Raw genomic sequence first — 25,427 nt, 5'->3', positions numbered from 1 at the left:
CCGTAGAAGGCATGGCTAGCGGGGCGGCGACGAGGAGTGGCGGCACGAAACGGACCGGCGGCAAGGGCGCTACCGCGCGCCGGCCCGCGCGCGGCGCGGCCAAGTCACGGCCCGCGGCCTCCCGTGCCCGCAAGCCCGCGCCCCGCCGGAAGGCGGGGACCTTCAGCAAGGCCGTACGCGGTGGCTGGAACCTGCTGGCCAAGGGCCTGGGCAGCCTGGTGCGCACGGTCGGCCGCGGCCGCGAGCTGGAACCGGAGCACCGCCGCGACGGCCTCGCGCTGGGCCTGCTGGCGCTCGGTCTGATCGTCGCCGCCGGGGTGTGGTGGCGCGCGGCCGGGCCGGTCGGCGGGTACGTCGAGCTGGGCGCCCGCACGATTTTCGGCGCCGGCGCGGTCACCTTGCCGCTGGTGCTCGCGGTCACGGCCGTGACGCTGATGCGGACCGAGCCGCAACCGGAGATCCGCCCGCGCATGGTCATCGGCACGGTGCTCGGCGTACTCGCGGTGCTGGGCCTGCTGCACCTGTTCAACGGGCGCCCGCAGGACACCGGGTACCAGCGCTACGCCGGCGGGATCATCGGGTACCTCTCCGGCGATCTGCTCGCGCAGGGGGTGACGGCCTGGGTCGCGGTGCCGCTGCTGTTCCTCGCGCTCGCGTTCGGCCTGCTGGTGTTCACCGGCACCCGGATCCGCGACATCCCGCACCTCGTGCGCACCTGGGGACTCGACCCCGAGGAGCTCGCCGAGGAGGAGGCGCGCGCCGGGCAGCGCGGTGAACCCGACGAGATCGCCGAGGCCGACCCGAAGGCCGTCCGGTTGCGCAAGCCGTCGCGCCGCCGCCAGGCCAGCGTGGCCGAGCCGGACCAGCTGGACATCGACGCCGCGCTCGCCGAGCCGCCTGCCCCGGCCCGCGCGCCCAAGCCGGTACCGGCCGAGGTGCCGGCGAGGAAACCACGCAAGGCCGAGCAGGCCGACCGGCCGCTGTCGGTGACCCGCACCGTCGAGGGCGACTACACGTTGCCGCCACCCGACCTGCTGCAGCTGGGTGACGCGCCGAAGACCCGCAGCAAGGCCAACGACGCCATGATCGAGGCGATCACCGGCGTGCTGGAGCAGTTCAACGTCGACGCGCAGGTCACCGGGTTCACCCGGGGTCCGACGGTGACGCGCTACGAGGTCGAGCTGGGCCCCGGCGTGAAGGTCGAGAAGATCACCGCGCTGACCAAGAACATCGCCTACGCGGTCGCCACCGACAACGTGCGCCTGCTCGCGCCGATCCCGGGGAAGTCCGCGGTCGGCATCGAGGTGCCCAACTCCGACCGCGAGATGGTCCGCCTCGGCGACGTGCTGCGGTCCTCCACGGCGGCCGAGGACAACCACCCGATGGTCATCGGCCTGGGCAAGGACATCGAGGGCCACTTCGTCACCGCGAACCTGACGAAGATGCCGCACCTGCTCGTGGCCGGGTCCACCGGATCCGGTAAGTCGAGCTTCGTCAACTCGATGCTGGTGTCGCTGCTGTCCCGGGCCACGCCGGACGAGGTGCGGATGATCCTGATCGACCCGAAGATGGTCGAGCTGACGCCGTACGAGGGCATCCCGCACCTGATCACGCCCATCATCACCCAGCCGAAGAAGGCCGCCGCCGCGCTGGCCTGGCTGGTGGAGGAGATGGAGCAGCGCTACCAGGACATGCAGGCCAACCGGGTGCGCCACATCGACGACTTCAACCGGAAGGTGAAGTCCGGGGAGATCCAGGCGCCGCCGGGCAGCGAGCGCGTGTACCGCCCGTACCCCTACATCATGGCGATCGTCGACGAGCTGGCCGACCTGATGATGACCGCGCCACGCGACGTCGAGGACGCCATCGTCCGGATCACCCAGAAGGCCCGCGCCGCGGGCATCCACCTGGTGCTCGCCACGCAGCGGCCGTCGGTGGACGTGGTGACCGGCCTGATCAAGACCAACGTGCCGTCGCGGCTGGCGTTCGCCACCTCGTCGCTGACCGACTCGCGCGTCATCCTGGACCAGCCGGGCGCGGAGAAGCTGATCGGCATGGGCGACGGGCTGTACCTGCCGATGGGTGCGGGCAAGCCGGTGCGCATCCAGGGTGCCTACGTGGGCGACGACGAGATCGCGTCGATCGTCAACTTCACGAAGGAGCAGGCGCAGCCGGAGTACACCGAGGGCGTCACCGCGGCCAAGGCCGGCGAGAAGAAGGAGATCGACCCGGACATCGGGGACGACCTCGACGTGCTGCTGCAGGCGGCGGAGCTGATCATCACCTCCCAGTTCGGCTCGACCTCGATGCTCCAGCGCAAGCTGCGGGTCGGGTTCGCCAAGGCCGGCCGCCTGATGGACCTGCTGGAGACGCGCGGGGTGGTGGGCCCGTCGGAGGGGTCGAAGGCGCGCGACGTGCTCGTCAAGCCCGAGGACCTGGAGGGCACCCTCATGCTCATCCGCGGCGGCTCGGCGCCGGACGCCGACGGCGGGGACGGCGTGGACTAGGAGCCGCCGGGCGTCCGGACGGCCGGTTGTGGTTGCGGTGCCCGGCTCGTCCGGCGGCCACCCGCGCGAGCTCCGCGCGCGGTCACAGCTCCAGGAGCATGCGCGTGTTGCCGAGCGTGTTCGGCTTGGCGTAAGGGAGTTCGAGGAACTCGGCCACGCCCGGGTCGACCGAGCGGCGCATCTCCTCGTACACCGGTCCCGGCACGGGCGTGCCGTCGATCTCGCGGAACCCGTGCCTGCCGAAGAAACTGGTCTCGAAGGTGAGCACGAAGATGCGGCGCAGCCCGAGCTCACGCGCGTGCGAGATCAGCTGTGCGACGATCCGGTGCCCGATGCCCAGGCCGCGCATCCGTTTGTCCACCGCGACGGTGCGGATCTCGGCGAGGTCCTCCCACAGGACGTGCAGCGCGCCGCAGCCGACGATGTCCCCGTGCTCGCCGCCGAGGTCGGCGACCCAGAACTCCTGCATGTCCTCGTACAGGGTGACGAGCTCCTTCTCCAGGAGCACCCGGCCGGCGTCCGCGTCCACCAGAGCCTTGATCTTGCGGACGTCCGCGATCCGGGCCCGCCGGATCTCGACGGTAGGGGAAGGATCACCGTGCACCGATCGACCGTATCGGGCGCGACGGCCGCTGTCGCGGTGGGTTCGGCCACGCCCGCCCGCGCCAGCTACCCTGAGTGTCGTGTCTTCTGCCGCCACCGGATCTCCCGGCCGTCGTGTCTCCCTGTTGACGCTGGGCTGCGCCCGCAACGAGGTGGACTCCGAGGAGCTGGCCGGCCGGCTGGCCGAGGGCGGCTGGGAGCTGGCCGCCGAACCGGAGGGCAGCGACGTCATCGTCGTCAACACCTGCGGTTTCGTGGAGTCGGCGAAGAAGGACTCGGTCGACACGCTGCTGGCCGCCGCCGACACCGGTGCGAAGGTCGTGGCGGTCGGCTGCATGGCCGAGCGCTACGGCACCGAGCTGGCGGAGAGCCTGCCGGAGGCCCACGCGGTGCTGGGGTTCGACCACTACCACGACCTGGCCGCCCGCCTCGACGACGTCGCGGCCGGGCGGACGGTCGCCTCGCACACGCCGGGCGACCGGCGCAAGCTGCTGCCGATCACCCCGGTCGAGCGGTCCGCCGCCACCGACGACGTGTCCATCCCCGGTCACGGCTGGGGCCCGCGCGTGCTGCGCACCAGGCTGTCGGACTCGCCGGTCGCCGCGCTGAAGATCGCCTCCGGCTGCGACCGGCGCTGCTCGTTCTGCGCGATCCCGTCGTTCCGCGGCTCGTTCGTCTCGCGCCACCCCGACGAGATCGTCGCCGAGGCGGCGTGGCTGGCCGGGCAGGGCGTGAAGGAACTGTTCCTGGTCAGCGAGAACTCCACCTCCTACGGCAAGGACCTCGGCCGCGACCTGGGTGGCACCCGCGCGCTGGAGCGGCTGCTGCCGCGGCTGGCCGGACTCGACGGTGTCGAGCGGGTGCGGGTGTCCTACTTGCAGCCCGCCGAGACCCGGCCCGATCTGGTCCGCGTGATCGCGACGACGCCGGGTGTGGCGCCCTACTTCGACATGTCCTTCCAGCACTCGAGCGAGACGGTGCTGCGCCGGATGCGCCGGTTCGGCTCCACGAAGTCGTTCCTCGCGCTGATCCAGCAGATCCGCGAGTACGCGCCGGAGGCGGGCATCCGAAGCAACGTCATCGTCGGCTTCCCGGGGGAGACCGAGGACGACGTCGCCGAGCTCGAACACTTCCTCACCGAGGCCGGCCTGGACGCGGTGGGCGTGTTCGGCTACTCCGACGAGGACGGCACCGAGGCGGAGAGCTTCGACGGCAAGGTCGACCCGGAGGTGGTCGCCGAACGCGTCGCGCGGGTGTCCGCCCTGGTCGAGGAGCTGACCGCGCAGCGCGCCGAGGACCGCGTCGGCGAGATCGTCGACGTGCTGGTCGAGGAAGCCGGCGCGGACGAGGTCTCCGGTCGTGCCGCGCACCAGGCGCCCGAGGTCGACGGGGCGTGCGTGATCCTGGACGGCGAGGGCCTCGAGGTGGGCCGGATGGTGCGCTGCCGCGTCGTCGACACCGCGGGTGTCGACCTGCTCGTCGAGCCGGACTCCGGCCCATGAGCTCCGCGGCGGAGGAGTCGGCCCAGGCGGGCGGGGCGGCTCGCCGGCCGCATCGTGAGCCCGAGCCGACGCCGGTGCCCACGCTCAACGTGGCGAACCTGCTGACCCTGTCCCGGCTCGTCCTGGTCCCGCTGTTCGTGGTGGCGCTGTTCGCCGGCGGCGGCGCGGACACCGGATGGCGGATCGGGGCGACCGTCCTGTTCGCCGTCGCCTCGCTCACCGACCAGGTGGACGGCTGGGTCGCGCGCCGCTACGGGCTGATCACCGACTTCGGCAAGATCGCCGACCCCATCGCCGACAAGGCCTTGATCGGCGCCGCGCTGGTGGGCCTGAGCCTGCTCGGCGAGTTGCCCTGGTGGGTGACGGTGGTGATCGCGGTCCGCGAGATCGGTGTGACGCTGCTGCGGTTCTGGGTGATCCGGCACGGCGTGATCCCGGCCAGCCGTGGCGGCAAGGCCAAGACGATGACCCAGATCCTGGCGATCGTGACCTTCCTGCTGCCGTTGCCGGACAGCGTGCTGCCGGTGCGGTGGGCCCTGATGAGCCTGGCGGTGCTGCTGACGGTGGTGACCGGCGCCGACTACGTCGTGCGTGCGGTGCGGCTGCGCGCGGCGGCGCGGGCATGATCCCGGCTCGCGCGGTGGTCGCCGCGCTGCGCCGGTCCGGGCAGACGGTGGCGACCGCGGAGTCCCTGACCGCCGGGCTGGTCACGGCGGAACTGACCGAGGTGCCCGGGTCCAGCGCGGTCGTCCGCGGTGGCCTGGTGGTCTACGCCACCGACCTCAAGGCGGCCCTCGCGGGGGTGGATCCGGCGCTGCTGGCCGCGCACGGCGCGGTGCACCCCGAGGTGGCCGCCCAGCTCGCCGAGGGCGCGCGCCAGCGCTGCGGCGCCGACTGGGGGCTGGGCCTGACCGGGGTGGCCGGGCCGGACCCCCAGGACGGCGTCGCTCCCGGCACCGTGCACATCGGGCTGGCCGGGCCGGGTGGGCGGGACGTCCGCACGCACCGGTTCGACGGCGGCCGGGACGCGGTGCGGCGCGCGTCGGTGACGGCCGCGCTGGACCTGCTGGGGGAACATCTCACTTGATCGGGGCGTTCGCCCTGGGCGTACCACCGTGTCAACGGCTGCGGGGAGGTGCCCGAACTGGGTAACGTGGTCGGTATCAGGAAGGGAGGCGCGCGATGACCGTGCTCCTGCGCGAGGCGATCGGCGACCGGCTCCGGCATGCCCGCACCAACAAGCGTCGCACGCTGCGCGACATCTCCCGCGCCGCCAAGGTCAGCCTCGGCTACCTGTCCGAGGTGGAGCGCGGGCAGAAGGAGGCGTCCAGCGAGCTGCTGGCGTCCATCTGCGAGGCGCTCGAGCTTCCGCTGGCGGAGCTGCTGCGCAACGTCGCCGCCGACATCTCCGCGCTGGACAGCGTGGACGTGCCGACGATGGCGGAGACCGCCGACGGCGAGGGCCGGGCGCGGCGGAGCGAGGAGCCGGCGGCCCCGGCCGGGCGGCTCGAGGGCGGGCGCCTCATCGAGGGCATGATCGGCAACGACCTGTCGGACCTGCGGGTTTCCGGCCAGCGGGTCGGACCGTCGCTGCGCACCACGATCCACGCACCGAAGATGGTCGCGGCCTGATCGGTCAGGCCGGCCAGACAGATCGGATCCGGAGCCACCGTCCGGGCGCCCCGCGCCCGGGCGGTGGCTTTCCCGTCTGCGCATCCGTAGCCCCCGGTCAGGGTTGTCCCGGAAAACCCCCGGGGTCGCCTGGAACACCCGCGCGCGACCTGACACGATGGAACCCATTCCGGGGTCGGGGCGTTGCTCGGACAGGGGAGTGTGCCGCCGGCCCGACCATCGGCGACACCCAGGCAGGGATCTAGAAGGCAGGCGGAGGAGATGGCCAACCCTTTCGTGAAGTTCTGGAAGTACCTCATGGCGTCGTTCTCGTCGAAGATCGACGAGCACGCCGACCCGAAGGTGCAGATCCAGCAGGCCATCGAGGAGGCGCAGCGCAACCACCAGGCGCTCTCCCAGCAGGCCGCCGCGGTGATCGGTAACCAGCGGCAGCTGGAGATGAAGCTCAACCGCCAGCTCGCCGAGGTGGAGAAGCTGCAGGCGTCGGCGCGTCAGGCGCTGGTGCTGGCGGACGAGGCGCGCGGCAAGGGGGACGAGCAGAAGGCGCAGCAGTACGAGGTGGCCGCCGAGTCGTTCGCCACCCAGCTGGTGACGGCCGAGCAGAGCATCGAGGACCTCAAGACGCTGCACGACCAGGCACTGCAGGCCGCCGGCCAGGCGAAGCAGGCCGTCGAGCGCAACTCGGCGATGCTGCAGCAGAAGCTGGCCGAGCGCACCAAGCTGCTCTCGCAGCTGGAGCAGGCGAAGATGCAGGAGCAGGTGTCGGCGTCGCTGAACCAGATGTCGCAGCTCACCGCGCCGGGCAACACCCCGTCGCTGGAGGAGGTGCGGGAGAAGATCGAGCGCCGCTACACCACGGCGCTGGGCCAGGCCGAGCTGGCGCAGAACTCGGTGCAGGGCCGCATGCTCGAGGTGCAGCAGGCCACCACGCAGATGGCCGGCAGCTCGCGGCTGGAGCAGATCCGGGCATCCATGCGGGGCGAGTCGGTGGCGCAGGTGACCTCCGGTTCCGGGGAGAAGGCGGCCTCGCCCGGCGCGGACATCCAGCGTGAGATCGAGTCGCGCGTCCAGGCCGAGCAGCAGCAGAAGAACCAGGCCTGAGCAGGTAGGTGGCGATGTCGGGGACGTCGGGCAGGCGGGACTTCGCGCAGTTCCAGGCGAAGCTGGAAAAGCACATCGAGCGCCTGCCCGACTACGCGCAGCGTGCCCAGGAGAAGCTGCAGCGGTACCTGCCCCCCGAGCAGGGCTCCGGCGCCGGCACCCGGCCCCGGGTGGTGTCCCAGGCGCTGCCGGTGCTGGCGGAGGCCCGCTCGAAGTGGGTGGCGTGGAACTCGCCCGAGGCACGGCTGGCCCGGAGCAAGCGGCGGACGACGCGCGCGCTGACCCTGTGGATCATGGGGGCGGTGCTGTGCGTGCTGTGGGTCGTGATCGGCTTCCTCGGGCTCGCCGGTGACGGGGGCGTGGTCGATGCGCTGCCGGGCCTCTTCGGGACCGTCGTCTTCACGACGCTGTCGGTGCGGTCCGGGCTGCGGCTGCGGCAGCTGAACCGGACGGTGCTGCCGGTCAGCGCGGCGCCGCCGTCGTTGCCGCCGGCCCGTTCGGTGGCGCGTGCTCCGATGCGCAAGCTCGCCGAGTGCGAGGCGACGCTGGCCGACCTGCTGCGGCAGCTGTCCGAGCCGTCGGCGCTGGGGGCCGCGCCGGTGCCGGAGTACTCGGTGGCCGACGCGCGGTCCACGGCCGCGGAGGCGGCCACGGCGCTGCGGGCGCTGGCCCTGCGGATCCAGACGATCGAGCGGGCCCGCGACGCGGCGCCGGCGGGCGAGCGCGCCGCGCTGGACTCCGCGATCGGGACGCTGCGTGCCCAGCTCGACGACGGGGTGGAGAACTTCGCCGCACTGGTTGCCGCGGCGGGCCGCGCCGTGGCCGCCAGCAGCCACGGCCTGGCCGATTCGCGCCTGTTCCTGACCGACGCGACCGACCGGCTCGCCGGGCTGGCGCTGGCACTGCGCGAACTGGCCTGACCTGCGGCGCCCCGTCGGCGAGTTGCGCCGGGCTCTCTGGACCGGGCTCTCTGGTCCGGGCACTGTGGACGGTCGGTGTCCCGGCACGACACCGCCCGCGTCAGCCGGTGTGCTCGGCGTTCTCGCGTGAGCGGGCGCCGGCCAGCGTCCGGTTGAGGCGGTGCACCAGGCCGGGCCCGTGCAGGGCGAACGCGGTGTAGACCTGGATGAGGCTGGCCCCGGCGTCGAGCATCCGCTGTGCGTCGTCGGCGGTGGAGATGCCCCCGACGCCGATGATGGGCACCGCGCCACCCGTCTGCTTGTGCACGAACCGCACGACCTCCCGCGCCCGCTCGGTCAGCGGCCGCCCGGACAGCCCGCCGGATTCCGCACCCACGGCGGCCTCGGCGGTGGCCAGCCCGTCCCGGCGCAGCGTCGTGTTGGTCGCGATGATCCCGGACACCCCGTGCTCGTCGCACACCTCCAGCAGTTCCGCCAGTGCCTCGTCGGTCAGGTCGGGCGCGACCTTGACGAGCAGCGGTGTCGCCGGCTTCCCGGCCGCCGCGGCCAGCTCCCCGCCGGTGCGCGCCAGCTCGGCGAGCAGCTCGGCCAGCGCCGACCGGTCCTGCAGCGACCGCAGCCCGGGGGTGTTGGGGGAACTGACGTTGATCGCGAAGTAGTCCGCCCACGGGTACAGCGCCCGCAGCGACTCCTGGTAGTCGGCGACCGCGTCCGCCAGCGGTGTCACCTTGGACTTGCCGATCGACACACCCAGCGGGATGTCCGGCTTTCCCTTGGCGGCCAGGCGCGCGGCGAGCGCGGCGGCACCGGCGTTGTTGAACCCCATGCGGTTGATCACGGCGTCGCTCTGCGGCAGCGTGAACAGGCGCGGCCGGGGGTTGCCGGGCTGCGCCAGCCTGGTCACCGTGCCCACCTCGACGAAGCCGAACCCCAGCGCGGGCCACGCGGCGAGCGCGCGCCCGTCCTTGTCCATGCCGGCCGCCAGGCCGACCGGATTGGCGAAGCGCAGCCCGAACAGCGTCACCGGGTCGGCGACGGCGAACCGGCGCCGGACCACGGCCAGTGCGGGCGGGACGTCGGACAGCCGCGCGAGGACGGACAGGGTGCGTTCGTGCACCCGCTCGGGGTCGTTGCCGTTGAGCCGGTAGAGCGTGGGACGGATCAGCCTGTCGAAGAGCACGGTCCCATCTTCGCTCAGCGGCGATTCCACTCCGACGACAGCATGGCGTAGACGAGTTCGTCGGTCCATTCGCCCTTGACGAGCTCGTTCTCCCGCAGGTGCGCCTCGCGCTGCATGCCGAGCGCCTCCATCAGGGACGCCGAGGCAACCTGGCGGCTGTCGCAGCGCCCGTAGATGCGGTGCAGGCCCAGCTCGTCGAAGCCGAGCCGGAGCAGTTCGCCGACCGCCTCCGCGGCGTAGCCCTTGCCGTGGTGGCGGGGGTGGATGGCAACCCCGATCTCCCCGCTGGCGTGCTCATTGCTGACCCAGCGCAACGTGAGGTCACCGATCAGTTCGCCGGTGTCGATCAGTTCGACGGCGAGGGCGAGGTACTCGCCGGGCTCGGTCAGCGTCGAGCGGGCGATCTTGTCCCTGAGCGCGGCGGCGGTCGCGGCCCGGGTACGCGGCTCCCCGAAGAAGTAACGCGTCACGTCCGGGTGGGCCTGGAACGAATGGAGTGCGTTCAAGTCCGACTGCGCGAACGGACGGAGAATCAGCCGTGCGGTTTTCAGCGGGTACGCGGGCTGCAGCACCGGCGAAGAATAGCGCCTCACGGACGATCACCGCGGGCTCTTTCGGGCGAATTAGGGGATTGGGGGGAACCCCCGGCGCGACTCCCGACCGTCGTCAGCCGTTCGGGCCCGAGCCGGACCAGTGCTCGGAAACGCCGGGGGGCGGTGGCTGTCTGGTATTCACCAGCAGTCCAGGGTGTGGCATCCGCTAGCGGACAGCCACCTCACGAGTCCCGTTGCTACACAACTTTGGACCACCTCCTTTCCCGTGTACCAGCAACGCTAGGCGCGCCGGTGCCCTGCGGCAACCGCATTTCCGCGGCGGCCGGCGTGGGCGTTCTCACCCGGTTCGCGGACGGCAACGGGAATGCGCCGACTCGCTCAGGTGTACCCGATCGGGTGGCTAATGCGCGGCTACCGCGCGTCCGGCACCGCGCGACCGTGCAGCTGCGGCGACGGCCCGCGCTGGCACCGCGGGCAGAACCAGGTCGGCCGCGCCTGCACGTCGCCGGGATCCCGGCCCTGGCCGGCCACCTGGACCCGGGTCCCGCACCGGAAGCAACCCTGCCTGGTCCGCTCGTACACCCAGTTGCGGCGCCCGCGGGTGAGGTCGCCGGTGGTGCTCTGTTCGTGCCGCCAGGCGTTGGCCAGCAGCAGCTTGCGCGCCAGCCGCACCGCCGCAGCGGGGTCCACTTCGGACACCGGCGTCCACGGGGTCACGCCGAGCAGGAAACAGATCTCGCACTTGTAGAGGTTGCCCACCCCGGCCATCACCCGCTGGTCGAGCAACGCCAGGCCGAGTTCGCGGGCCGGTTCGGCGGCCAGTGCTGCGATCGCGCGGGCCTCGTGCTCGGTGCTCCACTGTGGATCGAGCAGGTCCGGCCCGAGGTGCCCGACCAGCCGGGACTCCTCGGCGGTGGGCAGCAGCTCCAGGTCGTGCACCCGGAACCCGACCACCTGCACGCCGCCGGCCTCGAGCACGACCCGCGCGTGGTGGGCCGGGTGCCGCCAGCGCGCGCCGGGCCGGGAGATCTCCCACGCGCCGTCCATCTTCAGGTGGCTGTGCAGGCTCAGCCCGCCGGAGAAGCGGAAGAACAGGTGCTTGCCGACCGTGCGCACGCCGAGCAGCGTCGAACCGGTCAGGTCGGCCGTGGCGAGCGCCGGGTGCCGGAAGTCGGTGCGCGTCAGCACCCGGCCGGTCAGCGCCCTGCCGACCTTCTGGCCCGCCAGGAAGACGGTGTCACCTTCGGGCATCGTCCGCGGTCCGCGCCGTCCGGCCCGCCGGGTGGTCGCCCGGATCGTGGTCGATGCGGTGCCGGCCGGCGCGGGTCGAGCGGAGGATCTTGGCCAGCACCATGTTGAAGGTCAGCGCGACCTCCTGCGCACCGGGGGAGTGCCACTCGTGGATCGGGCTGCACGCGCCCTGCGCCTGCTGCACCGCCAGCCGGTCCGGGATCGCGGTGGGCATCACCAACGTGCCGAAGGACTCGCGCAGCTCGGCGATCCGGAACTGGTGCTCGTGCGAGCGCGGCCGCAGCCGGTTCACCAGCACCCCGGCCGCCTTCAGCTCCGGGTTGTGCTCGTCGCGGATCCGCTCGATCGCCTCCAGCGCCCGCTGCGCGCCGCTCACCGCGTACATCGTCGGCTCGGTCACCAGGATCGCGCTGTCGGCGGCGACCAGCGCCGACTTGGTCAACCGCCCGAGGGAGGGCGGGCAGTCCAGGATCGTCAGCTCGTACGGGCGGCCGCGCAGCGGGCGGTCGTGCAGCTCGTCCAGGGCACGGGAGAGGTGGCCGACCTTGTCGTCGTCGGGCCCCGGCTCGTTGAGCAGCTCCAGCTCCTCGGCTCCGACCAGCACGTCCACCTCGGGGCTCCACGCGCTCGGCGCGACGGCCCGGCGCAGCACCTCGCGGACCGGGGCGGCGAGCACATCGGCCAGCGTGGCCTCGGTGTAGGGCGGGTCGAGGGTGGCGGTGGCGTTGCCCTGCGGGTCCAGATCGGCCACCAGCGTCCGCGTTCCCCTACGCAGCGCAGCCGAAGCAATGCCGAGCGCGACGGTGGTTTTGCCGACACCACCCTTGAGGCTGAGTACGGCGACCGTGTGCACGGTTCGAGCGTAGCCGGAGTGCCACGGCGGGCCTCCGGACCGGCCTCACTACGCTGTCCGCCATGCGAACGGACACCGGGACAGCGCGCAGCTCCGGCACGGTCTGGCGGGCACTGCGGGCCGAGCTCGACCGGGCGCGGGAACGAGGGACCCGTGAGCCGGCGGTCGTCGACGTCGGTGGCGGCAGCGGCGTGTGGGCGGTCCCGCTGGCCGCCGAGGGCTGCCGGGTGACGGTGGTCGAGCCCAGCCCCAACGCGCTGGCGACCCTGCGGCGGCGCGCCGAGGAGGCCGGAGTCGGCGCCGCGATCACCGTGGTGGCCGACGACACCGACGCGCTCGCTGCCCGCATCCCCGCGCGGTCGGCGGACCTGGTGCTGGCGCACGGGCTGCTGGAGGTGGTCGACGACCCGGCGGCCGTCGTCGCCGCGATGGCGGGCGTCGTCGCACCCGGCGGTGCGGTCTCCGTGCTGGCCGCCAACCGGCACGCCGCGGCGTTGCACCGCGCGCTCGGTGGCCGCGTGCGCGAGGCGCACACCCTGCTGACCAGCTCCGAGGGGGTGCTCGCCGACGACGGCGAGACGCTGCTGCGGCGCTTCGACGCCGACGGCCTGCGCGGCCTGCTGGCCGGTGCCGGGCTGCGGGTGGAGCTCGTGCAGGGCGACGGCGTGGTGTCGGACGTGCTCGGCGAGGTCGAGTCGGAGCAGTACTCGGCCGACGACCTCGCCGATTTCGAGGCCGCCGCGGGCGCGATGCCGCCGCTGCGGGACCTGGCCAGCCGCCTGCACCTGCTGGCTCGCCGATGACCGGAATTGTCGGACCCCCTGCGTAGGCTCGTCCGCGATGGGTAGGAATGCGGCGCTGCCGGCCGGGTACGAGCGGTTCCGGGTGAGCGCGGGGCACACACCGGACGACACCGGCTGCGGGCTGCTGCACGTCGACATGGACGCGTTCTTCGCGGCCGTGGAGCTGCGCACCCGGCCGGAGCTGGTCGACCGGCCGGTGATCGTGGCGGGCGCCGGCCCGCGGTCGGTGGTGACGTCGGCGAACTACCCGGCGCGCGAGTACGGCGTGCGGGCGGCGATGCCGGTCGCGGTGGCACGCCGGCTGTGCCCGCACGGGGTGTTCCTGCCACCCACGCCGGGGCTCTACGGCGAGGTGTCGAAGGGCGTCATGGCGATCTTCCGCGAGCTCACACCGCTCGTGGAGCCGCTGAGCCTGGACGAGGCGTTCCTCGACGTCAGCGGCGCGTTGCGGCGGCTCGGCGAGACCCCGGCGGGCATCGCCGCGCTGATCCGCAGGCGGGTCCGGGCCGAACACGGCATCACCTGCTCAGTCGGCGTGGCCTCGGTGAAGTTCGTGGCGAAACTCGCCTCCGGCATGGCCAAGCCGGACGGTGTGCTGGTCGTGCCGGCCGGGCAGACCCTGGAGTTCCTGCACCCGTTGCCGATCTCGGCGCTGTGGGGAGTCGGGCGCAAGACGGAGGAGAGCCTGCGGCGGCTCGGGCTGGCCACCGTCGCCGACATCGCGGTGGCACCGCTGCCCCGGCTGCGCAAGGCGGTCGGCAACGCGAGCGCCGAGCACCTGCACGCGCTGGCGCACGGGCGCGACGAGCGCGGGGTCGTGGTCGGCTCGCCGGAGAAGTCGCTGGGCGCCGAGCACACCTTCGACACCGACCAGCGCGAGCCGCGGGTGCTCGAACGGGAGCTGCTGCGCCTGGCCGAGCGCGTCGCGGCGAGCTTGCGGCGCCGCGGGCTGCGCGGCCGCACCGTGTCGATCAAGGTGCGGTTCGCCGACTTCCGCACGATCACCCGGTCGCGCACCCTGCCCTCGGCCACCGACGTCGCCCGCGTCATCCACGCCACCGCCGTCGTGCTGCTGACCGAGGCAGCCGCCGGCGCCGACGTCCGCCTCCTCGGTGTCCGGGTGGAGGGGCTCACCGGCGAGGCCGAACCGGAGCAGCTGACGTTCGACCAGCCCGCGCCGCGGTGGCGGGACGCGGAGGTGGCGGCCGACGTGGCGCGGTCGAAGTTCGGCGCCGCGGCGGTGCGCCCGGCGTCGCTGCTCGGGGGAAACCCCGATCCGTCCCGGGGGAACCCTGAGCCGGGTGAAACGTTGGGCCAGGAGACGGCGACAGCACAGCTGAAACCGCCAGCGCCCAGGACAACGGGGAGATTTTGAGCCGAACGGGGCACAGGATGACGTGGGATCGGGTAGTCCTGATCGCGAAGGACTCGTATCCTGGAGGGTGACACCACTAGGGGTGTCTGTTGGGTCCAGGACGTTGCGCGGCCCGGCGCCCGCGACAGCTGTGCCGGAGGAGGAAAAATGCCACTCTCCGAGCATGAGCAGCGGCTGCTCGACCAGATCGAGCGCGAGCTCTATGCCGAGGACCCCAAGTTCGCGTCTACGGTGCGTGGTGCCCGGTTCCGCCGGCCCGCCCGCCGCCGCCGAATCCAGGGGATCGCGCTGTTCGTCGTCGGTGTCGCTCTGCTCGTACTGGGTGTGATGGTACGGGCCTTGTGGGTCGCCGATGTGCCGTTGATGAGCGTGTTCGGTTTCGTCGTGATGTTCGCCGGCGTCGTGCTCGCGGTTATGTCGGGCCGTGGCGGGGGCGACGGCAAGGGCGGCGCGAAGGGCGCCAAGGCGAAGAGCTCCTTCACCCATCGGATGGAAGAGCGGTTCCGCCAGCGCTTCGAAGAGCAGTAGGTCCTTTTCCGGGAAGTGCCTGCGCCCGTGCCGGGGCGCAGGCACTTTCACTGGGGCCGTTTTCGGTGGGGCCAGTTTCACCGGGGCGGGCGTGTGGTCGCGCGAACCGTCAGGGTCCAGGCGGCCGGGCGGTCCGGAACGCGCTCGCCGAGGGCGATCAGCGCGCAGGACCGGCCCTGGTCGCGAAGTGACTGCGCGACGGTGGTCAGCCCGGCCCGCGCCGAGTCCGGATCGTCGTCCCAGCCGGCGACGGCCACGTCGGCCGGCACGTGCAGCCCGCGGCGGCCGGCGGCGTCGAGCACCGCGAACGCGAGCTGGTCGCTCATGGCGATCACGGCGTCGGCGCCGGTGTCCAGCAGCGCGTCGGCCATCGCGGCTGCCTCGGCCCGGTCGTTGCGGGACGCGATCGCCACCGTCAGCGCGCCGGGGTCGATGGCCGCGTCGCGGCAGTGGTCGTGGATGCCGCGGAGCCGGTCCCGGGTCACCGGGAACTCCACCTCCTCCGGGTCCGGCCCGGTTTCCAGCCGCGGCCGGCGGTCCCGGCCGAACGGGAAGCTCAGCACGGCCGGGCGGCGGGCGCCGCGGAAGGTGTGTGCGGCGAGCTCGCGGGCGGAGGCGCGGTTGCCGATCGTGATCACCCGCGCGCCGGGGATCGCCGGTCCGCCGTGGACGGCGACCGGCTTGCCGAGCCCGGCCAGCACCTTGAGCACCGGGTCGGCGTCCGCGGTGGTCCAGACGATGTACCCGTCCACCGAGGCGGACCGGACGCGCTCGGCGTCGGTGTCCGCGCCCGTGGTCGGGATGAGGTTGAGGCCGGTGCCGCGCTCGCGGCACACGTCGGCGACGCCGGTCAGGAAGCCGCGGGCCTGGGGGTCTTCGAAGGCGTACGCGAGGTGCTCGCCGAAGACGACGCCGATCGTGCCGGTGCGGCGGCGGCGCAGCGACCGCGCGGTCGGGTCCGGCCCGCCGTAGCCCAGCTCGGCGGCGACCGCCCGCACCCGGCGCAGGGTGTCCGGAGCCACCCGGTCCGGCTGGTTGTAGCAGTACGACACCGTCATCGGCGAGACACCGCTGCGTCGCGCCACCTCCGCCATCGTGACGCGCGGCGAATCGGGACTGGACATGCCCCCAGCCTAGTTGTGTATCGTTACACAATGCGAGTCGGAAGCCCGTCCCGGACCGGAGTGGCGCTGGCCGCCCTCAGCGCCGCCTGCTTCGTGTCCGTGACCTCGGAAAACCTGCCGGTCGCGCTGCTGCCGCAGCTCGCGGAAGGGTTCGCCGTGTCCGAGCCGGCCGTCGGCCTGCTGATGACCGGATACGCCCTCGTCGTCGCGGTCTCGGTCGTGCCGCTGGTCGCGCTCACCGTGCGCTGGGACCGCCGGACGGCCGCGCTGGTCACGGTGGCGGCGGTCGCGGTGTCCAACCTCCTGCTCGCGGTCGCGCCCGGATACGCCGTCGCGGTGCTCGCCCGGCTCGTCGCCGCGGCCGGGCACGGGGTGTTCTGGTCGGTGGTGGCGGCGATGGCCGCCCGGCTGCTCGGGCCGGAGCGCGGCGGCCGCGCCACCGCCGTCGTGTTCGCCGGGAACTCGCTGGCGTTCCTCCTCGGGCTACCGCTGAGCTCGTGGCTCGGTGCCACGATCGGCTGGCGCCCGACGGTCCTCACGGTGGCCGCCGCCGCGGCACTGTCCGCGGTGGTGATCCGACTGACGGTCGATCCGATGCCGGCGGGGCCGGTGGCGGGCACGCGCGGAGCGCTGAACCGGTCCCTGTGGCCGGTCAACCTGGCCACGCTGATCGTGGTGACCGGGCACTTCGCCGCGTTCACCTACATCACTGCGATCATCGCGGACTTCGCCCACCTCACCGGGCCGGCGACGTCGGCCCTGCTGTTCGCGCACGGCGTGGCGGGCCTGCTCGGCCTGGTGCTGATCGGGCGCGGGGTGGACGGCCACCCGCGGGCGACCGCGCTGCTCGTCACCGCCGGGCTCGCGGCCTGCATGATCGTGCTGCTGGTCACCGGTTCCGGCGTCGTCGCAGGGGCCGCCGTCGTGCTCTGGGCGTTGCCGGCCGCCGGGATCGGGGTGGTACTGCAGGCCGCGGTCCTGCGCGTCGCCACCCACCCGGATCTGGCGTCCGCGGTCTACATCGTCGCGTTCCAGATCGGCATCGCGGCCGGTGCCGGCGTCGGTGGCGCCGCGCTCGGACACGGTGCACTGCCGGTCGCCGTGGCCGTGGCGGCGGTGTGCGGTCTGCTCGCCACCGCCGTCGTCAACCGATCGCGGGCGTTCCGCGACCGGCGGTGATGCGCTTGCGGAACACCGAACGCGGGAACAGGCGGCCCCGCCAGGACATCGGCGCGTTGCGCTCCAGGCTGCGCCGCAGCCCCTGGAACGCCGACGCGAAGTTCTCGTCCATCGCCTCGGCCGGGGAGTACCACGAGCGCTCCACCGCGCCGATCACCGTGCGCAGGTGGGCCTTGCCCTCGTCGTCGAGGTGGTGCTGGGTCGCGAGCTTCTGGGCAGCCGTGCGGACCGTGTCGCTCGGCGGGATCGGCATCCCGCGGTCGGTGCACTCGTCCATCAGCTCCGCCCAGGCCGCGTCGGCCGCACCCGGCCGGCCTTCGCCGATCGCGGTGAGGCGGCGGTGCCGGTGGATCTCCCGCAGCACCACCGGGGCCAGCCCGGCCACCGCGAGCAGCAGCAGGACCAGTGCCAGCACCCAGTGCACCAGCCAGGCGGTCAGCACCACGGCGACCAGCCACGCGCCCGCCGCGGCCAGCGGCAGCCACGCGGCCGGCCGGCCGCGCAGCGTGCGGAGGGCCACGAACGCGCCGGCGGTCAGGGCCAGCGCGATCAGCACCAGCACCAGCGCGGTCCACCCGGTCCAGCCCGGCGCGCTGCCGGCCGGCGTGGCCTGGGTCGCACCGGGGTGCGCCACGCTGCCCTGCGTCTCCGGCGCACCGCTCGGGGCGACCCGGGTGGTGGACACGCTCGGCACGTCCTCGTCCTCCGAGCCGGTGGAGCTGCTGGAGGTGGCACCGGACTGCAGGTACGGCGGCACGTAGCCGCGACCGTCCGAGCGCGGTGTGGGGTCGAAGCTGACCCAGCCCAGGTCGCGGAAGTACACCTCGACCCACGCGTGCGCGTCCTGCGAGGTGATCAGCCGGGCGTCACCGTCGGCGTAGCCCGACGTGAACCCGACCGCCACCCGTGCCGGCAGGTGCAGCACCCGCAGCATCACGGCCATCGCGGAGGCGAACTGCTCGCAGAACCCGCGCTTCCCGTTGAGCAGGAAGTCGGCCAGGGCGTCGCTGTCGGTCGCGGCGGCCGTGGCGGTGTCGTAGGTGAACCCGTTCTCGGCGCTGAAGTACCGCCAGATCGCGCTCGCCTTGTCGAAATCGGTCCGCGCTCCCGCGGCGAGGTTCTGCGTCAGGGTCACCACACGCGGGTCGACGCCGGTGATCTGGCTGTAGGTCGCCGGGATGTCCCCGCCGCCGGCGGTGGCCGACTCCAGCCGGTCCTTCGACGGCTCGGCCAGCGACGCGGCCTCCAGGTACGGCGCGATCCGCTGCTTGCGCTCGCTGAACACCGCGCCGCTGCCCGGGTCGTAGTACCAGCCCGGCGGTACGCCCTGCAGACCGCGCAGCTGCCCGTACACCGGCATCCACACGTCCACCCAGTTCAGCGGCTCGATCTGGATCTGGCGCGCCTCGCCGGCGCCGTCGTCACCCGGTGCGGCCGGCAACGGCTGGTTCGCCGGGAAACCGGCCGGCATGGGGCCGTCCGGGAGGCTCCAGCCGCGGTTGGGCCGGTAGGTGTCGAGCGTGAACGCGCGCAGCAGGCGCTTGTCGTTGCCCAGGCCGCGGACGCGGAACAGGTCGACGGTGGTGCCCTGGTCGAGCATGCCGCGCAGCGAGGTGAACGGGTTGACGCCCAGCCCGCCGGATCCGGCGCCCGCGCCGCTTTGGCCGCTGCCCGGCAGCCGGCCGACGGTGCCGACCGCGGTGACCGCGCTGCCGGCGACCAGGCCGAGCACCAGCGCCACCGCGACCACGGCCACCGGCGCGGACGCGGCGGCCGGTGCGTTGCCGAGGCCGGGGGAGTCCCGGTTGCGCCAGCGGCGGTGGCGGTGGTTGCCGTCCACGGCGAGCAGGCCGGCGAAGGCCGACGCGCCGAGCACGAAGGTCCACCAGGGCAGCATGCCGTCGGCCAGCGAGGCCGGTACCGCGTAGACGCACAGCAGCACCAGGCCGGTGGCCGCGGGGGCGGAGGCGGTGACGGTGAGGGTGTCCACCAGCACCGCGACCAGCCCGATCGCGATGGTCACCAGGCACAGGATCGGCGGTGTCGCGTCGACCGGCGGCAGGCCGCTGCGGATCTGGTCGAACGCCGCGGTGAGGACGCCGTTGAGCTCGTCCAGCGCGGTCGGGCCGGGGATGACGCCGACGATGCCGTTGCTGGTGAACACCCCGGTGATCAGCAACAGCAGCGCGACGAGCTGAGCCAGCCCGACGACGACGGTCGGGGTGCGCACCGCCCGCAGCGCCAGGCCGGTGGCGGCGACGAGCACGACGGCGACGGTCACGTACCCGAGCCAGCCCACCCCGCCGACCACGCCGGTCAGCGAGGTCGACGCGCAGAGCGTGGCCAGTCCGGCCGCCACCGGGGGCAGGATCGAACCCCGCCACTGCGACGGCTCCACGACGCGCCGGCTGGGCTGGTGCAGTTCCGGCGGGCCGGGCGGTGGGGAGTCCGGCCGCGAACCAGGGCCGGCCGTGGTGGTCACGACGTTCCCCCGGAGGTGCGGTGCGTGGTCGCGGCGCGTGGCCGGCCGCAGGCGTCCGCACGGAGAACTCGCGCAGGGGTCACAGCGGGCCTCCGATCAGGCTGCCCCGTCCGGCGGCGGTGCGGCACAGTTCCGCCCACACCTGCGGCATCGGTGCGGCGGGGCCGGCCACCACCACGCCCCAGCCCGCGGCGCGCAGCAGCGCCGCCGACTCCTCCGTCGCGGCCGCGCGCTGCTCCGGGGCGCTCACGCCGCCCGACCAGGCCGGCGTGTCCAGCAGCACCGCCAGACTCCGGATGCCGCGCGGCCGGAACCGGGCCAGTTCCGTCACCGCCTGGTTCGACACCGTTCCGAGGATCGCGATCAGCTCCTGTCCCTCGGCCGGGTCGTGGCCTGTCGTCAGATCGCGCTGGTGCGCGGGCTGCAGCGCGGCGAGCGCGTCGAGCAGCACGTTGTCGTACCCTTCGCCACCGTCGCCGGGCACGTCGGCCAGCGCCTTGCCGTGCTCGGTGACCAGGCGGACCCGGTGCCCGGCGCGGCGGACGTGCACGCACACGCTCGCGGCGAACGAAATCGCCCACTCCAGGCTCGCGGCCGGGCCCGTGCCGTGGTGCGCGGCCGCCCGGTGGTCCAGCAGCACCGTGGTGCCGCCACGCCACGGCCGCTCCTCGACGCGCACCATGATCTCGTCGCGCCGGGCGGTCGACCGCCAGTGCACCTTGCGCAGGTCGTCGCCCTGGCGGTACTGCCGCACCACCACGTCGGTCTCGCCCTGGCCGGCCCGCAACCGCACGCTGCCGTCGTCGCCCGCGCCGATCCCGGCACCGCTGGGCAGCCCCGACAGGCCGACCACCTTCGGCACCACCACCAGCCGCGAGTGCGCGATCAGCTCGCGGTCGAACTCGCACAGCCCGAACGGATCGGTCAGCGTCGCGCGCAGCGGGCCGACCTGCTGGATGCCGCGCATCATCGGCTGGACCGGGTACCGCAACGCGATGACCCGGCCGTGCGGCAGGCGTTCCACCACGAACCGCGGCCGCGATCCCAGCGCGTACGGCACGCCGTCCTCGAGCAGGACCTCACCGGCCGGCAGCTTGCCGTCGCGCCACAACGCCAGTTCCACCTCGCCCGCCGAACCGGCCGGGACGCGCTCGGGCAGCAGCGTGCGGGACGCGCCGATGCGCACCCGGGACGCCGCGATGAACAGGGCGACCAGCAGCGGCAGCGCGATCACGAACACGGCGACCCGCAACAGGTCGCGTTCGTTGAGCACCACCGCGCAGACCGCGGCCGCCACCCCGGCGGCGAGCAGGCAGCGCCCCCGCGTGGTCAGCCCCGACAGCGACCGGAACATCCGGAACGTCACCGGCTACCGGTGGCCGGAGGTCTGCGGATGACCGCCCTGCGGTACCGGCACCCGGTGCAGCACCGCGCGGACCACGTCGGTGGCCGACCGGCGGGCGGCGTGCGCCTCGGTCGTCAGCACCAGCCGGTGCGCGAGCACCGGAACGGCGACGGCGTGCAGGTCGTCCGGGACGACGAAGTCCCGGCCGGACAGCGCGGCCTGGGCACGCGCCGCGCGGACCAGCTGCAGCGTGGCCCGCGGCGAAGCGCCCAGCCGGATCTCCGGCACCTGCCGGGTCGCGGCGACCAGGTCGACCGCGTACTTGCGCACCTCCGGCGCCATGTGCACGGCGCGCACCGTCTGGATCAGCCGTTCCAGGGTGGCCGCGTCGGACACCGGCTGCAGGTCCGCGAGCGGGTCGTGGCCGGAGTGCTCGTCCACCATCGCCAGCTCGGCCTGCTGGTCGGGGTAGCCGATCGAGACGCGCGCGGTGAACCGGTCGCGCTGCGCCTCGGGCAGGGCGTAGGTGCCCTCCATCTCGATCGGGTTCTGGGTGGCGATGACCATGAAGGGGTCCTCCAGGCGGTAGGTCGTGGTGTCGACCGTGACCTGTTTCTCCTCCATGCACTCCAGCAGCGCCGACTGCGTCTTCGGCGACGCGCGGTTGATCTCGTCGCCGACCACGATGTTGGCGAACACCGGTCCGGGCCGGAACTCGAAGTCACCGGTCTGCCGGTTGTAGATGGACACGCCGGTGACGTCGCTGGGCAGCAGGTCGGGCGTGAACTGGATGCGGCTGACCGTGCAGTCGATGGACCTCGCCAGCGCCTTGGCCAGCGAGGTCTTGCCCACCCCGGGCACGTCCTCGACCAGCAGGTGGCCCTCGGCCAGCAGCGTCACCAGCGCGACGCGCACCACCTCGGGCTTGCCCACCAGCACCCGCTCGACGTTGCCCGCGATGCGGCGCATGGTCTCGTGCAGTTCGCCGTGGCCGTTGTGGCTGATCGGCACACCTGGTCCGGGAGTCGCGCCGGGGTGGTACGGCGCTTGCCCCGGCGCCTGCTCCCCGGCGTACTGACCGGGGGATGCAGGCTGCGTCCTCGACGTCACTCGACCTCCTGGTGCCGAAGCCCTTTGTCAAACTGGAACACGGTGTGCGGTCCTCGCCGGACCGCGCCGCGGCGCGGAAGGATCTCACAGCCGGGGCGGTGATCCGCCCACGGTCCCCGCCCGGCACCCAGCCTTCTCCCCAGTGTGTCAAACGCCGGGCGAGTCGGTCGAAGAACCCTGAATTCGATTCGGACGCTATGCTGCGGTGCGGAACCGGGCGGCTACCGAGAGGTGCGAACACAACCGATGACCGACACGCACGGTGCTCTGCACGTGGACGCGGGGGCGTTCGCGGTCTCGCCCGAGCTGGCGGCCGGGGCTTACCAGCAGATCAGCCGGTTGCAGGACGTCGTCGGCCAGATGGTGCGGGAGGCTCGGGTGCTGGGCCGCACCGTGCCGCTGGGCGGCGGGTACGCGGCGGAGATCGGCGAGTTCATGGCCCGCTACGGCCTCGGCGGCCCCGGCTCGGCCGCGGACGCGCTGATCCGGTTCGGGCAGGAGCTGGAGACGCTCAAGACGAACATCGGCCACGCCCTCAAGCGCTACTCCGACAGTGACGACGACGCCGCCGGAGGTGTCGACTGCAGTGGCGGCTGACCGGATGCGCGCCGGGGTCCTCCTGCTCGCCGCGGCGGCGCTGCTGCTCACCGCGTGCGGCCGGCCGCCCTCGCCCGCCCAGTCGGCGGCGGCCTCGCCGAGCGCGCTGGGCGGGCCACCGTCGCCCTCCCCGGCGGAACCGGCCGGGCCGGACGCGCTGAAGCCGTGCGAGCTGCTGTCCGCCACCGACCGGTCCACCGCCGGGCTGACCTCGCTGGGCCAGGAGAAGACGATCGGCACCTCCCGGGCCTGCGACTGGACCGAGGCCGGCACCTTCGGCGTCACGGTCACGCTCGCCGGGGACGTCCCGCTGGCCTCGCTGCAGATCGACAAGGGCACCGGCAAACGGGTCACCGTCGGGCGGCACCAGGGCTTCCGGGTGTCCGACCGCGGCGCCGGGGACGGCACCTGCGCGGTCCTGCTCGGCATCGGCCGGGAGGGCAGCGTCCAGGTGGACGTCACCAACTCCGGCTTCACCGACACCCCGCTCGCGTGCCGCCGGGCCGACACCGTCGCCCGGCTGGTCGAGCCGAAACTGCCGTAGGGAGCCAATGTGAACCAGGTGCCCGAGCCGACCCGGCGCCACGAATCCGCCAGCCACGAGGCGATGGTGGCCGAGGTGACCGACGGCAACGACCCGGCCGTGGCCGGCCGGATCGGCGAGCAGTGGGCCGGGCTGGCCCGGAACCTGCGCGAGTCGGCGCAGGCGCTGGCTGCCCTCGCCACCCAGGCCGGGGCGGCGTTCGAGGGGCCCGCGGGTGAGGCGCTGCGCACGACGATCGCGAAGGCGCAGAGCTGGTCCGGGCACGCCACCGAGCTGTCGTTGACGCTGTCCGGCGCGGTCGTCCGCCAGGCCGAGATCGCCGCGCGCGCCCGCGACGAGATGCCGCCGCCGGTCGGGTACGACCCGGGCGCGATGATCCGGCAGGCCGCCGCGAGCGGCGACCTCGCCGCGCTCGCCGGGCTGTCGGACGCCATGGCGCAGCGCCGCGCCGCCGCGGAAGAGGCGCGCCAGAAGGCCATCGACGTGCTCAACGCCCGGGATGCGGCGCTGCGCGAGTCCGTGCCAGGGCACTTCTTCGAGCCCCCGCCGGAGCTGGGGCAGCGGTGATCCGGGTTTCGGCGTCCGCCTTCGACATCCTGTGGCACGACCTCGGGCACGGCCGCGTGCCACCGCCGCTGGCGGTGCGCAGCGTCGGCGCGACCGAGGCCGAACGCGCCGAGGTGCGCCGCGCCGTGCACGCCAACCTGGCCGAGCGCAACCTGCTCGACGGCGGGCGCCTGGACCCGGCACTGGAGTCCCGCCTGGCGACGCTCGCCTCGGCCGACGTCTACGTCGAGTGCGAGGCGCTGCCCGACCTCGGTGCCGAGGTGCCGTTCCGGGCCGTCGCCGCCGCCGGGGGCAGGCGCGGCGTCCTGGCGGCGCAACCGAGCCGCACGATCGGGCTGTCCGGGATCCGCGACACCGAGATCGTCGCCGCGGTCGTCGACCTGATGCCCGCACTGGAGCCCGGGCCGGGCCACGGGGTCAGCCTGCCGGCGGACGCCCTGTCCGGGGGCGAGGGGTCGCGGGGCGCGGCCCGGCAGATGGCCGAGATCCACGCGATCCGGTCCCGGCCCGTGCTCGGGGCGGGTCAGTTCTCGGTCCGGGTGCGCGACGGCGCCCGGGTCCGCCGCACCGGCGGGGTCAGCTGGTTCAGCACCGACCTGGGTGCCTATCTGGGCACGGTCGAACCGGGGCGCGGGGGAGCGGACTGGGTGAACGTGGTCCCGGCCGGCTCGGCGAAGATCGCCGCGCGGCTGGCCGACCTGCTGCCCTGACCCACCCACCGTGCCACCGTGCCCCACCCGGGCTCCCCACCATTTCCCACCGGCGCCCCCACCGCCGCCCACCCGTGGGTCCGCACGCCGGGAAACGAGGTCCGCGCGGCGGTGTGAGATACCCGGCGCGGGGGAGGCGCCGTCGGCCGCCCCACCTTCTCCCCCCTGTCACCCCCACTTCCTGACCTGCGAAAACAGCGCGAGGATCGCCCGGTCGGGCTGCGTCCCCGCGTTGACTGTGGGGAAAAGTGGGGTACGGTGGTGCGCAGTGGGGCGGAAGGGAGGCCCCGGGGCCGTGACCGGTGCGACCACCGGGAGCGGCGGGGAGGTGAGTGCCGGTGTTCCTCGGCACGCACACCCCGAAGCTGGACGACAAGGGGCGGCTCACGCTGCCCGCGAAGTTCCGCGACGCGCTGGCAGGTGGGCTGATGGTCACCAAGGGGCAAGATCACTGCCTCTTCGTCTTCCCGCGTGCCGAGTTCGAGCAGCTGGCCCGCAAGGTCGCGGAGGCGCCCTTCACCAACGAGGCCGTGCGGGCCTATCAGCGGTACCTGTTCGCCGGTACCGACGAGCAGCGTCCGGACGGCCAGGGGCGCATCGCCATCGCGCCCGAGCTGCGGCGTTACGCCGGGCTCAACAAGGAGTGCGTGGTGATCGGCGCGATCACCCGGCTGGAGATCTGGGACGCCCAGCGCTGGGAGTCCTACCTGGAGGAACACGAGGACAGCTACGCGAAGGCCCAGGAAGAGGTCTTGCCGGGCGTCTTCTGACGGGTTCCCGGTACCCGCGCCGTCGGGGGGCGCGGGCCCGGGGAGCAGCACAGCAGTGGGGGGCGGGATCCGGCGGCGGATGCCGTGAGGCCTCTGTCCGCTCAGTGGCCCTGGTGCACCTTCCCCGGCACCAGGTCCGCAGCGGGCGGGCGGGGACCTGACGGCATCCGGACGACGGGACGAGGGGGTG

At 73.5% G+C, this 25,427-nt stretch carries 25 protein-coding genes; 16 read left to right on the top strand and 9 right to left on the bottom strand.

The genetic code is table 11. From position 1 onward, the window contains the following. Nucleotides 1-11 precede the first annotated feature (11 nt). Nucleotides 12-2,507: a DNA translocase FtsK gene (locus FHX46_RS18825; protein ID WP_167116690.1), complete on the top strand. Its 2,496-nt coding sequence runs from the start codon at nt 12-14 to the stop codon at nt 2,505-2,507. Between the two features lie 82 nt (nt 2,508-2,589). On the opposite strand, the gene FHX46_RS18820 is transcribed toward FHX46_RS18825, so the two are convergent. Beyond that, complete coding sequence (locus FHX46_RS18820) at nt 2,590-3,111, bottom strand: amino-acid N-acetyltransferase (RefSeq protein WP_167116687.1); 522 nt, start codon at nt 3,109-3,111, stop codon at nt 2,590-2,592. Between the two features lie 79 nt (nt 3,112-3,190). Between FHX46_RS18820 and rimO the strand changes: the two genes are divergently transcribed. The 6 genes from rimO (at nt 3,191) to pspM (ending at nt 8,265) form a co-directional block, all read left to right on the top strand. Beyond that, nucleotides 3,191-4,612 carry a 30S ribosomal protein S12 methylthiotransferase RimO gene (rimO, locus tag FHX46_RS18815; RefSeq protein WP_167116684.1) on the top strand — a complete coding sequence of 474 codons (1,422 nt, stop codon included), beginning with the start codon at nt 3,191-3,193 and terminating at the stop codon, nt 4,610-4,612. Beyond that, nucleotides 4,609-5,238, top strand: coding sequence for a CDP-diacylglycerol--glycerol-3-phosphate 3-phosphatidyltransferase (gene pgsA / locus FHX46_RS18810; protein ID WP_167116681.1), 630 nt, complete (start codon nt 4,609-4,611; stop codon nt 5,236-5,238). Before rimO ends, pgsA begins: the two co-directional genes overlap by 4 nt. After that, entirely contained in the window at nt 5,235-5,699 is a 465-nt protein-coding gene (locus FHX46_RS18805) for a CinA family protein (RefSeq protein ID WP_208400195.1), read from the top strand. Before pgsA ends, FHX46_RS18805 begins: the two co-directional genes overlap by 4 nt. A gap of 95 nt (nt 5,700-5,794) precedes the next feature. Then, nucleotides 5,795-6,244 carry a helix-turn-helix domain-containing protein gene (locus FHX46_RS18800; RefSeq protein WP_167116678.1) on the top strand — a complete coding sequence of 150 codons (450 nt, stop codon included), beginning with the start codon at nt 5,795-5,797 and terminating at the stop codon, nt 6,242-6,244. Nucleotides 6,245-6,505: 261 nt separating this feature from the next. Beyond that, entirely contained in the window at nt 6,506-7,345 is an 840-nt protein-coding gene (locus FHX46_RS18795; protein WP_167116675.1) for a PspA/IM30 family protein, read from the top strand. 14 nt (nt 7,346-7,359) lie between these two features. Then, entirely contained in the window at nt 7,360-8,265 is a 906-nt protein-coding gene (gene pspM / locus FHX46_RS18790; RefSeq protein ID WP_167116672.1) for a phage shock envelope stress response protein PspM, read from the top strand. Between the two features lie 100 nt (nt 8,266-8,365). On the opposite strand, the gene FHX46_RS18785 is transcribed toward pspM, so the two are convergent. The 4 genes from FHX46_RS18785 to FHX46_RS18770 all read right to left on the bottom strand — a co-directional run bounded on the left by FHX46_RS18785 (nt 8,366) and on the right by FHX46_RS18770 (nt 12,103). After that, nucleotides 8,366-9,445: a quinone-dependent dihydroorotate dehydrogenase gene (locus FHX46_RS18785; RefSeq protein ID WP_167116667.1), complete on the bottom strand. Its 1,080-nt coding sequence runs from the start codon at nt 9,443-9,445 to the stop codon at nt 8,366-8,368. A gap of 14 nt (nt 9,446-9,459) precedes the next feature. After that, nucleotides 9,460-10,017 carry a GNAT family N-acetyltransferase gene (locus tag FHX46_RS18780; protein WP_167116664.1) on the bottom strand — a complete coding sequence of 186 codons (558 nt, stop codon included), beginning with the start codon at nt 10,015-10,017 and terminating at the stop codon, nt 9,460-9,462. Between the two features lie 393 nt (nt 10,018-10,410). Continuing rightward, complete coding sequence (locus tag FHX46_RS18775; RefSeq protein ID WP_167116661.1) at nt 10,411-11,250, bottom strand: DNA-formamidopyrimidine glycosylase family protein; 840 nt, start codon at nt 11,248-11,250, stop codon at nt 10,411-10,413. Beyond that, nucleotides 11,237-12,103, bottom strand: a complete 867-nt coding sequence (locus tag FHX46_RS18770) for a ParA family protein (RefSeq protein ID WP_167116658.1) — start codon at nt 12,101-12,103, stop codon at nt 11,237-11,239. Before FHX46_RS18770 ends, FHX46_RS18775 begins: the two co-directional genes overlap by 14 nt. Before the next feature lie 62 nt (nt 12,104-12,165). Here FHX46_RS18770 and FHX46_RS18765 point away from each other — a divergent pair, with 62 nt between their 5' ends. The 3 genes from FHX46_RS18765 (at nt 12,166) to FHX46_RS18755 (ending at nt 14,809) form a co-directional block, all read left to right on the top strand. Continuing rightward, nucleotides 12,166-12,906 (top strand): class I SAM-dependent methyltransferase, encoded by a 741-nt coding sequence (locus FHX46_RS18765; RefSeq protein WP_167116655.1) that lies wholly within the window; start codon nt 12,166-12,168, stop codon nt 12,904-12,906. A gap of 37 nt (nt 12,907-12,943) precedes the next feature. After that, nucleotides 12,944-14,281, top strand: coding sequence for a DNA polymerase IV (gene dinB / locus FHX46_RS18760; protein WP_243871305.1), 1,338 nt, complete (start codon nt 12,944-12,946; stop codon nt 14,279-14,281). Nucleotides 14,282-14,428: 147 nt separating this feature from the next. After that, complete coding sequence (locus FHX46_RS18755) at nt 14,429-14,809, top strand: DUF3040 domain-containing protein (protein ID WP_167116652.1); 381 nt, start codon at nt 14,429-14,431, stop codon at nt 14,807-14,809. A gap of 77 nt (nt 14,810-14,886) precedes the next feature. Here the strand turns inward: FHX46_RS18755 and FHX46_RS18750 are convergent, their stop codons facing one another. Beyond that, nucleotides 14,887-15,933 (bottom strand): LacI family DNA-binding transcriptional regulator, encoded by a 1,047-nt coding sequence (locus FHX46_RS18750; protein WP_243871304.1) that lies wholly within the window; start codon nt 15,931-15,933, stop codon nt 14,887-14,889. A 30-nt stretch (nt 15,934-15,963) separates the two neighbouring features. Between FHX46_RS18750 and FHX46_RS18745 the strand changes: the two genes are divergently transcribed. Then, a complete protein-coding gene (locus FHX46_RS18745) occupies nt 15,964-17,112 on the top strand; it encodes an MFS transporter (protein ID WP_208400193.1) in 1,149 nt (382 codons plus the stop codon). Here the strand turns inward: FHX46_RS18745 and FHX46_RS18740 are convergent. The 3 genes from FHX46_RS18740 to FHX46_RS18730 all read right to left on the bottom strand — a co-directional run bounded on the left by FHX46_RS18740 (nt 17,078) and on the right by FHX46_RS18730 (nt 22,049). After that, complete coding sequence (locus FHX46_RS18740) at nt 17,078-19,594, bottom strand: transglutaminase TgpA family protein (RefSeq protein WP_167116649.1); 2,517 nt, start codon at nt 19,592-19,594, stop codon at nt 17,078-17,080. The genes FHX46_RS18745 and FHX46_RS18740 overlap by 35 nt on opposite strands. A gap of 79 nt (nt 19,595-19,673) precedes the next feature. Beyond that, a complete protein-coding gene (locus FHX46_RS18735; protein WP_167121550.1) occupies nt 19,674-20,948 on the bottom strand; it encodes a DUF58 domain-containing protein in 1,275 nt (424 codons plus the stop codon). Nucleotides 20,949-20,963: 15 nt separating this feature from the next. After that, on the bottom strand, nt 20,964-22,049 hold the full coding sequence (locus tag FHX46_RS18730) for an AAA family ATPase (protein ID WP_167116647.1): 1,086 nt from the start codon (nt 22,047-22,049) through the stop codon (nt 20,964-20,966). Nucleotides 22,050-22,295: 246 nt separating this feature from the next. Between FHX46_RS18730 and FHX46_RS18725 the strand changes: the two genes are divergently transcribed. The 5 genes from FHX46_RS18725 to mraZ all read left to right on the top strand — a co-directional run bounded on the left by FHX46_RS18725 (nt 22,296) and on the right by mraZ (nt 25,237). After that, nucleotides 22,296-22,646 carry a hypothetical protein gene (locus FHX46_RS18725; protein WP_167116645.1) on the top strand — a complete coding sequence of 117 codons (351 nt, stop codon included), beginning with the start codon at nt 22,296-22,298 and terminating at the stop codon, nt 22,644-22,646. After that, entirely contained in the window at nt 22,636-23,190 is a 555-nt protein-coding gene (locus FHX46_RS18720) for a DUF3558 family protein (protein WP_313886180.1), read from the top strand. The genes FHX46_RS18725 and FHX46_RS18720 overlap by 11 nt, the downstream gene beginning before the upstream one ends. A 9-nt stretch (nt 23,191-23,199) precedes the next feature. After that, complete coding sequence (locus FHX46_RS18715) at nt 23,200-23,757, top strand: PE-PGRS family protein (RefSeq protein ID WP_167116642.1); 558 nt, start codon at nt 23,200-23,202, stop codon at nt 23,755-23,757. Further along, entirely contained in the window at nt 23,754-24,467 is a 714-nt protein-coding gene (locus FHX46_RS18710) for an ESX secretion-associated protein EspG (RefSeq protein WP_167116639.1), read from the top strand. Before FHX46_RS18715 ends, FHX46_RS18710 begins: the two co-directional genes overlap by 4 nt. Nucleotides 24,468-24,805: 338 nt before the next feature. After that, nucleotides 24,806-25,237 carry a division/cell wall cluster transcriptional repressor MraZ gene (gene mraZ / locus FHX46_RS18705; protein WP_167097311.1) on the top strand — a complete coding sequence of 144 codons (432 nt, stop codon included), beginning with the start codon at nt 24,806-24,808 and terminating at the stop codon, nt 25,235-25,237. Nucleotides 25,238-25,427 lie beyond the last annotated feature (190 nt).

Source organism: Amycolatopsis viridis (assembly GCF_011758765.1).
GTDB lineage: Bacteria > Actinomycetota > Actinomycetes > Mycobacteriales > Pseudonocardiaceae > Amycolatopsis_E > Amycolatopsis_E viridis.
This window is presented reverse-complemented; position numbering and strand designations above follow the sequence as displayed.

What these genes read in the sequence shown, in the direction of transcription:
- FHX46_RS18825 (WP_167116690.1), top strand. Translation starts at nt 12, where the DNA reads ATGGCTAGCGGGGCGGCGACGAGGAGTGGCGGCACGAAACGGACCGGC.
- pgsA (WP_167116681.1), top strand. Translation starts at nt 4,609, where the DNA reads ATGAGCTCCGCGGCGGAGGAGTCGGCCCAGGCGGGCGGGGCGGCTCGC.
- FHX46_RS18805 (WP_208400195.1), top strand. Translation starts at nt 5,235, where the DNA reads ATGATCCCGGCTCGCGCGGTGGTCGCCGCGCTGCGCCGGTCCGGGCAG.
- FHX46_RS18800 (WP_167116678.1), top strand. Translation starts at nt 5,795, where the DNA reads ATGACCGTGCTCCTGCGCGAGGCGATCGGCGACCGGCTCCGGCATGCC.
- FHX46_RS18795 (WP_167116675.1), top strand. Translation starts at nt 6,506, where the DNA reads ATGGCCAACCCTTTCGTGAAGTTCTGGAAGTACCTCATGGCGTCGTTC.
- pspM (WP_167116672.1), top strand. Translation starts at nt 7,360, where the DNA reads ATGTCGGGGACGTCGGGCAGGCGGGACTTCGCGCAGTTCCAGGCGAAG.
- FHX46_RS18775 (WP_167116661.1), bottom strand. Translation starts at nt 11,250, where the DNA reads ATGCCCGAAGGTGACACCGTCTTCCTGGCGGGCCAGAAGGTCGGCAGG.
- FHX46_RS18765 (WP_167116655.1), top strand. Translation starts at nt 12,166, where the DNA reads ATGCGAACGGACACCGGGACAGCGCGCAGCTCCGGCACGGTCTGGCGG.
- dinB (WP_243871305.1), top strand. Translation starts at nt 12,944, where the DNA reads ATGGGTAGGAATGCGGCGCTGCCGGCCGGGTACGAGCGGTTCCGGGTG.
- FHX46_RS18755 (WP_167116652.1), top strand. Translation starts at nt 14,429, where the DNA reads ATGCCACTCTCCGAGCATGAGCAGCGGCTGCTCGACCAGATCGAGCGC.
- FHX46_RS18750 (WP_243871304.1), bottom strand. Translation starts at nt 15,933, where the DNA reads ATGTCCAGTCCCGATTCGCCGCGCGTCACGATGGCGGAGGTGGCGCGA.
- FHX46_RS18745 (WP_208400193.1), top strand. Translation starts at nt 15,964, where the DNA reads ATGCGAGTCGGAAGCCCGTCCCGGACCGGAGTGGCGCTGGCCGCCCTC.
- FHX46_RS18735 (WP_167121550.1), bottom strand. Translation starts at nt 20,948, where the DNA reads ATGTTCCGGTCGCTGTCGGGGCTGACCACGCGGGGGCGCTGCCTGCTC.
- FHX46_RS18725 (WP_167116645.1), top strand. Translation starts at nt 22,296, where the DNA reads ATGACCGACACGCACGGTGCTCTGCACGTGGACGCGGGGGCGTTCGCG.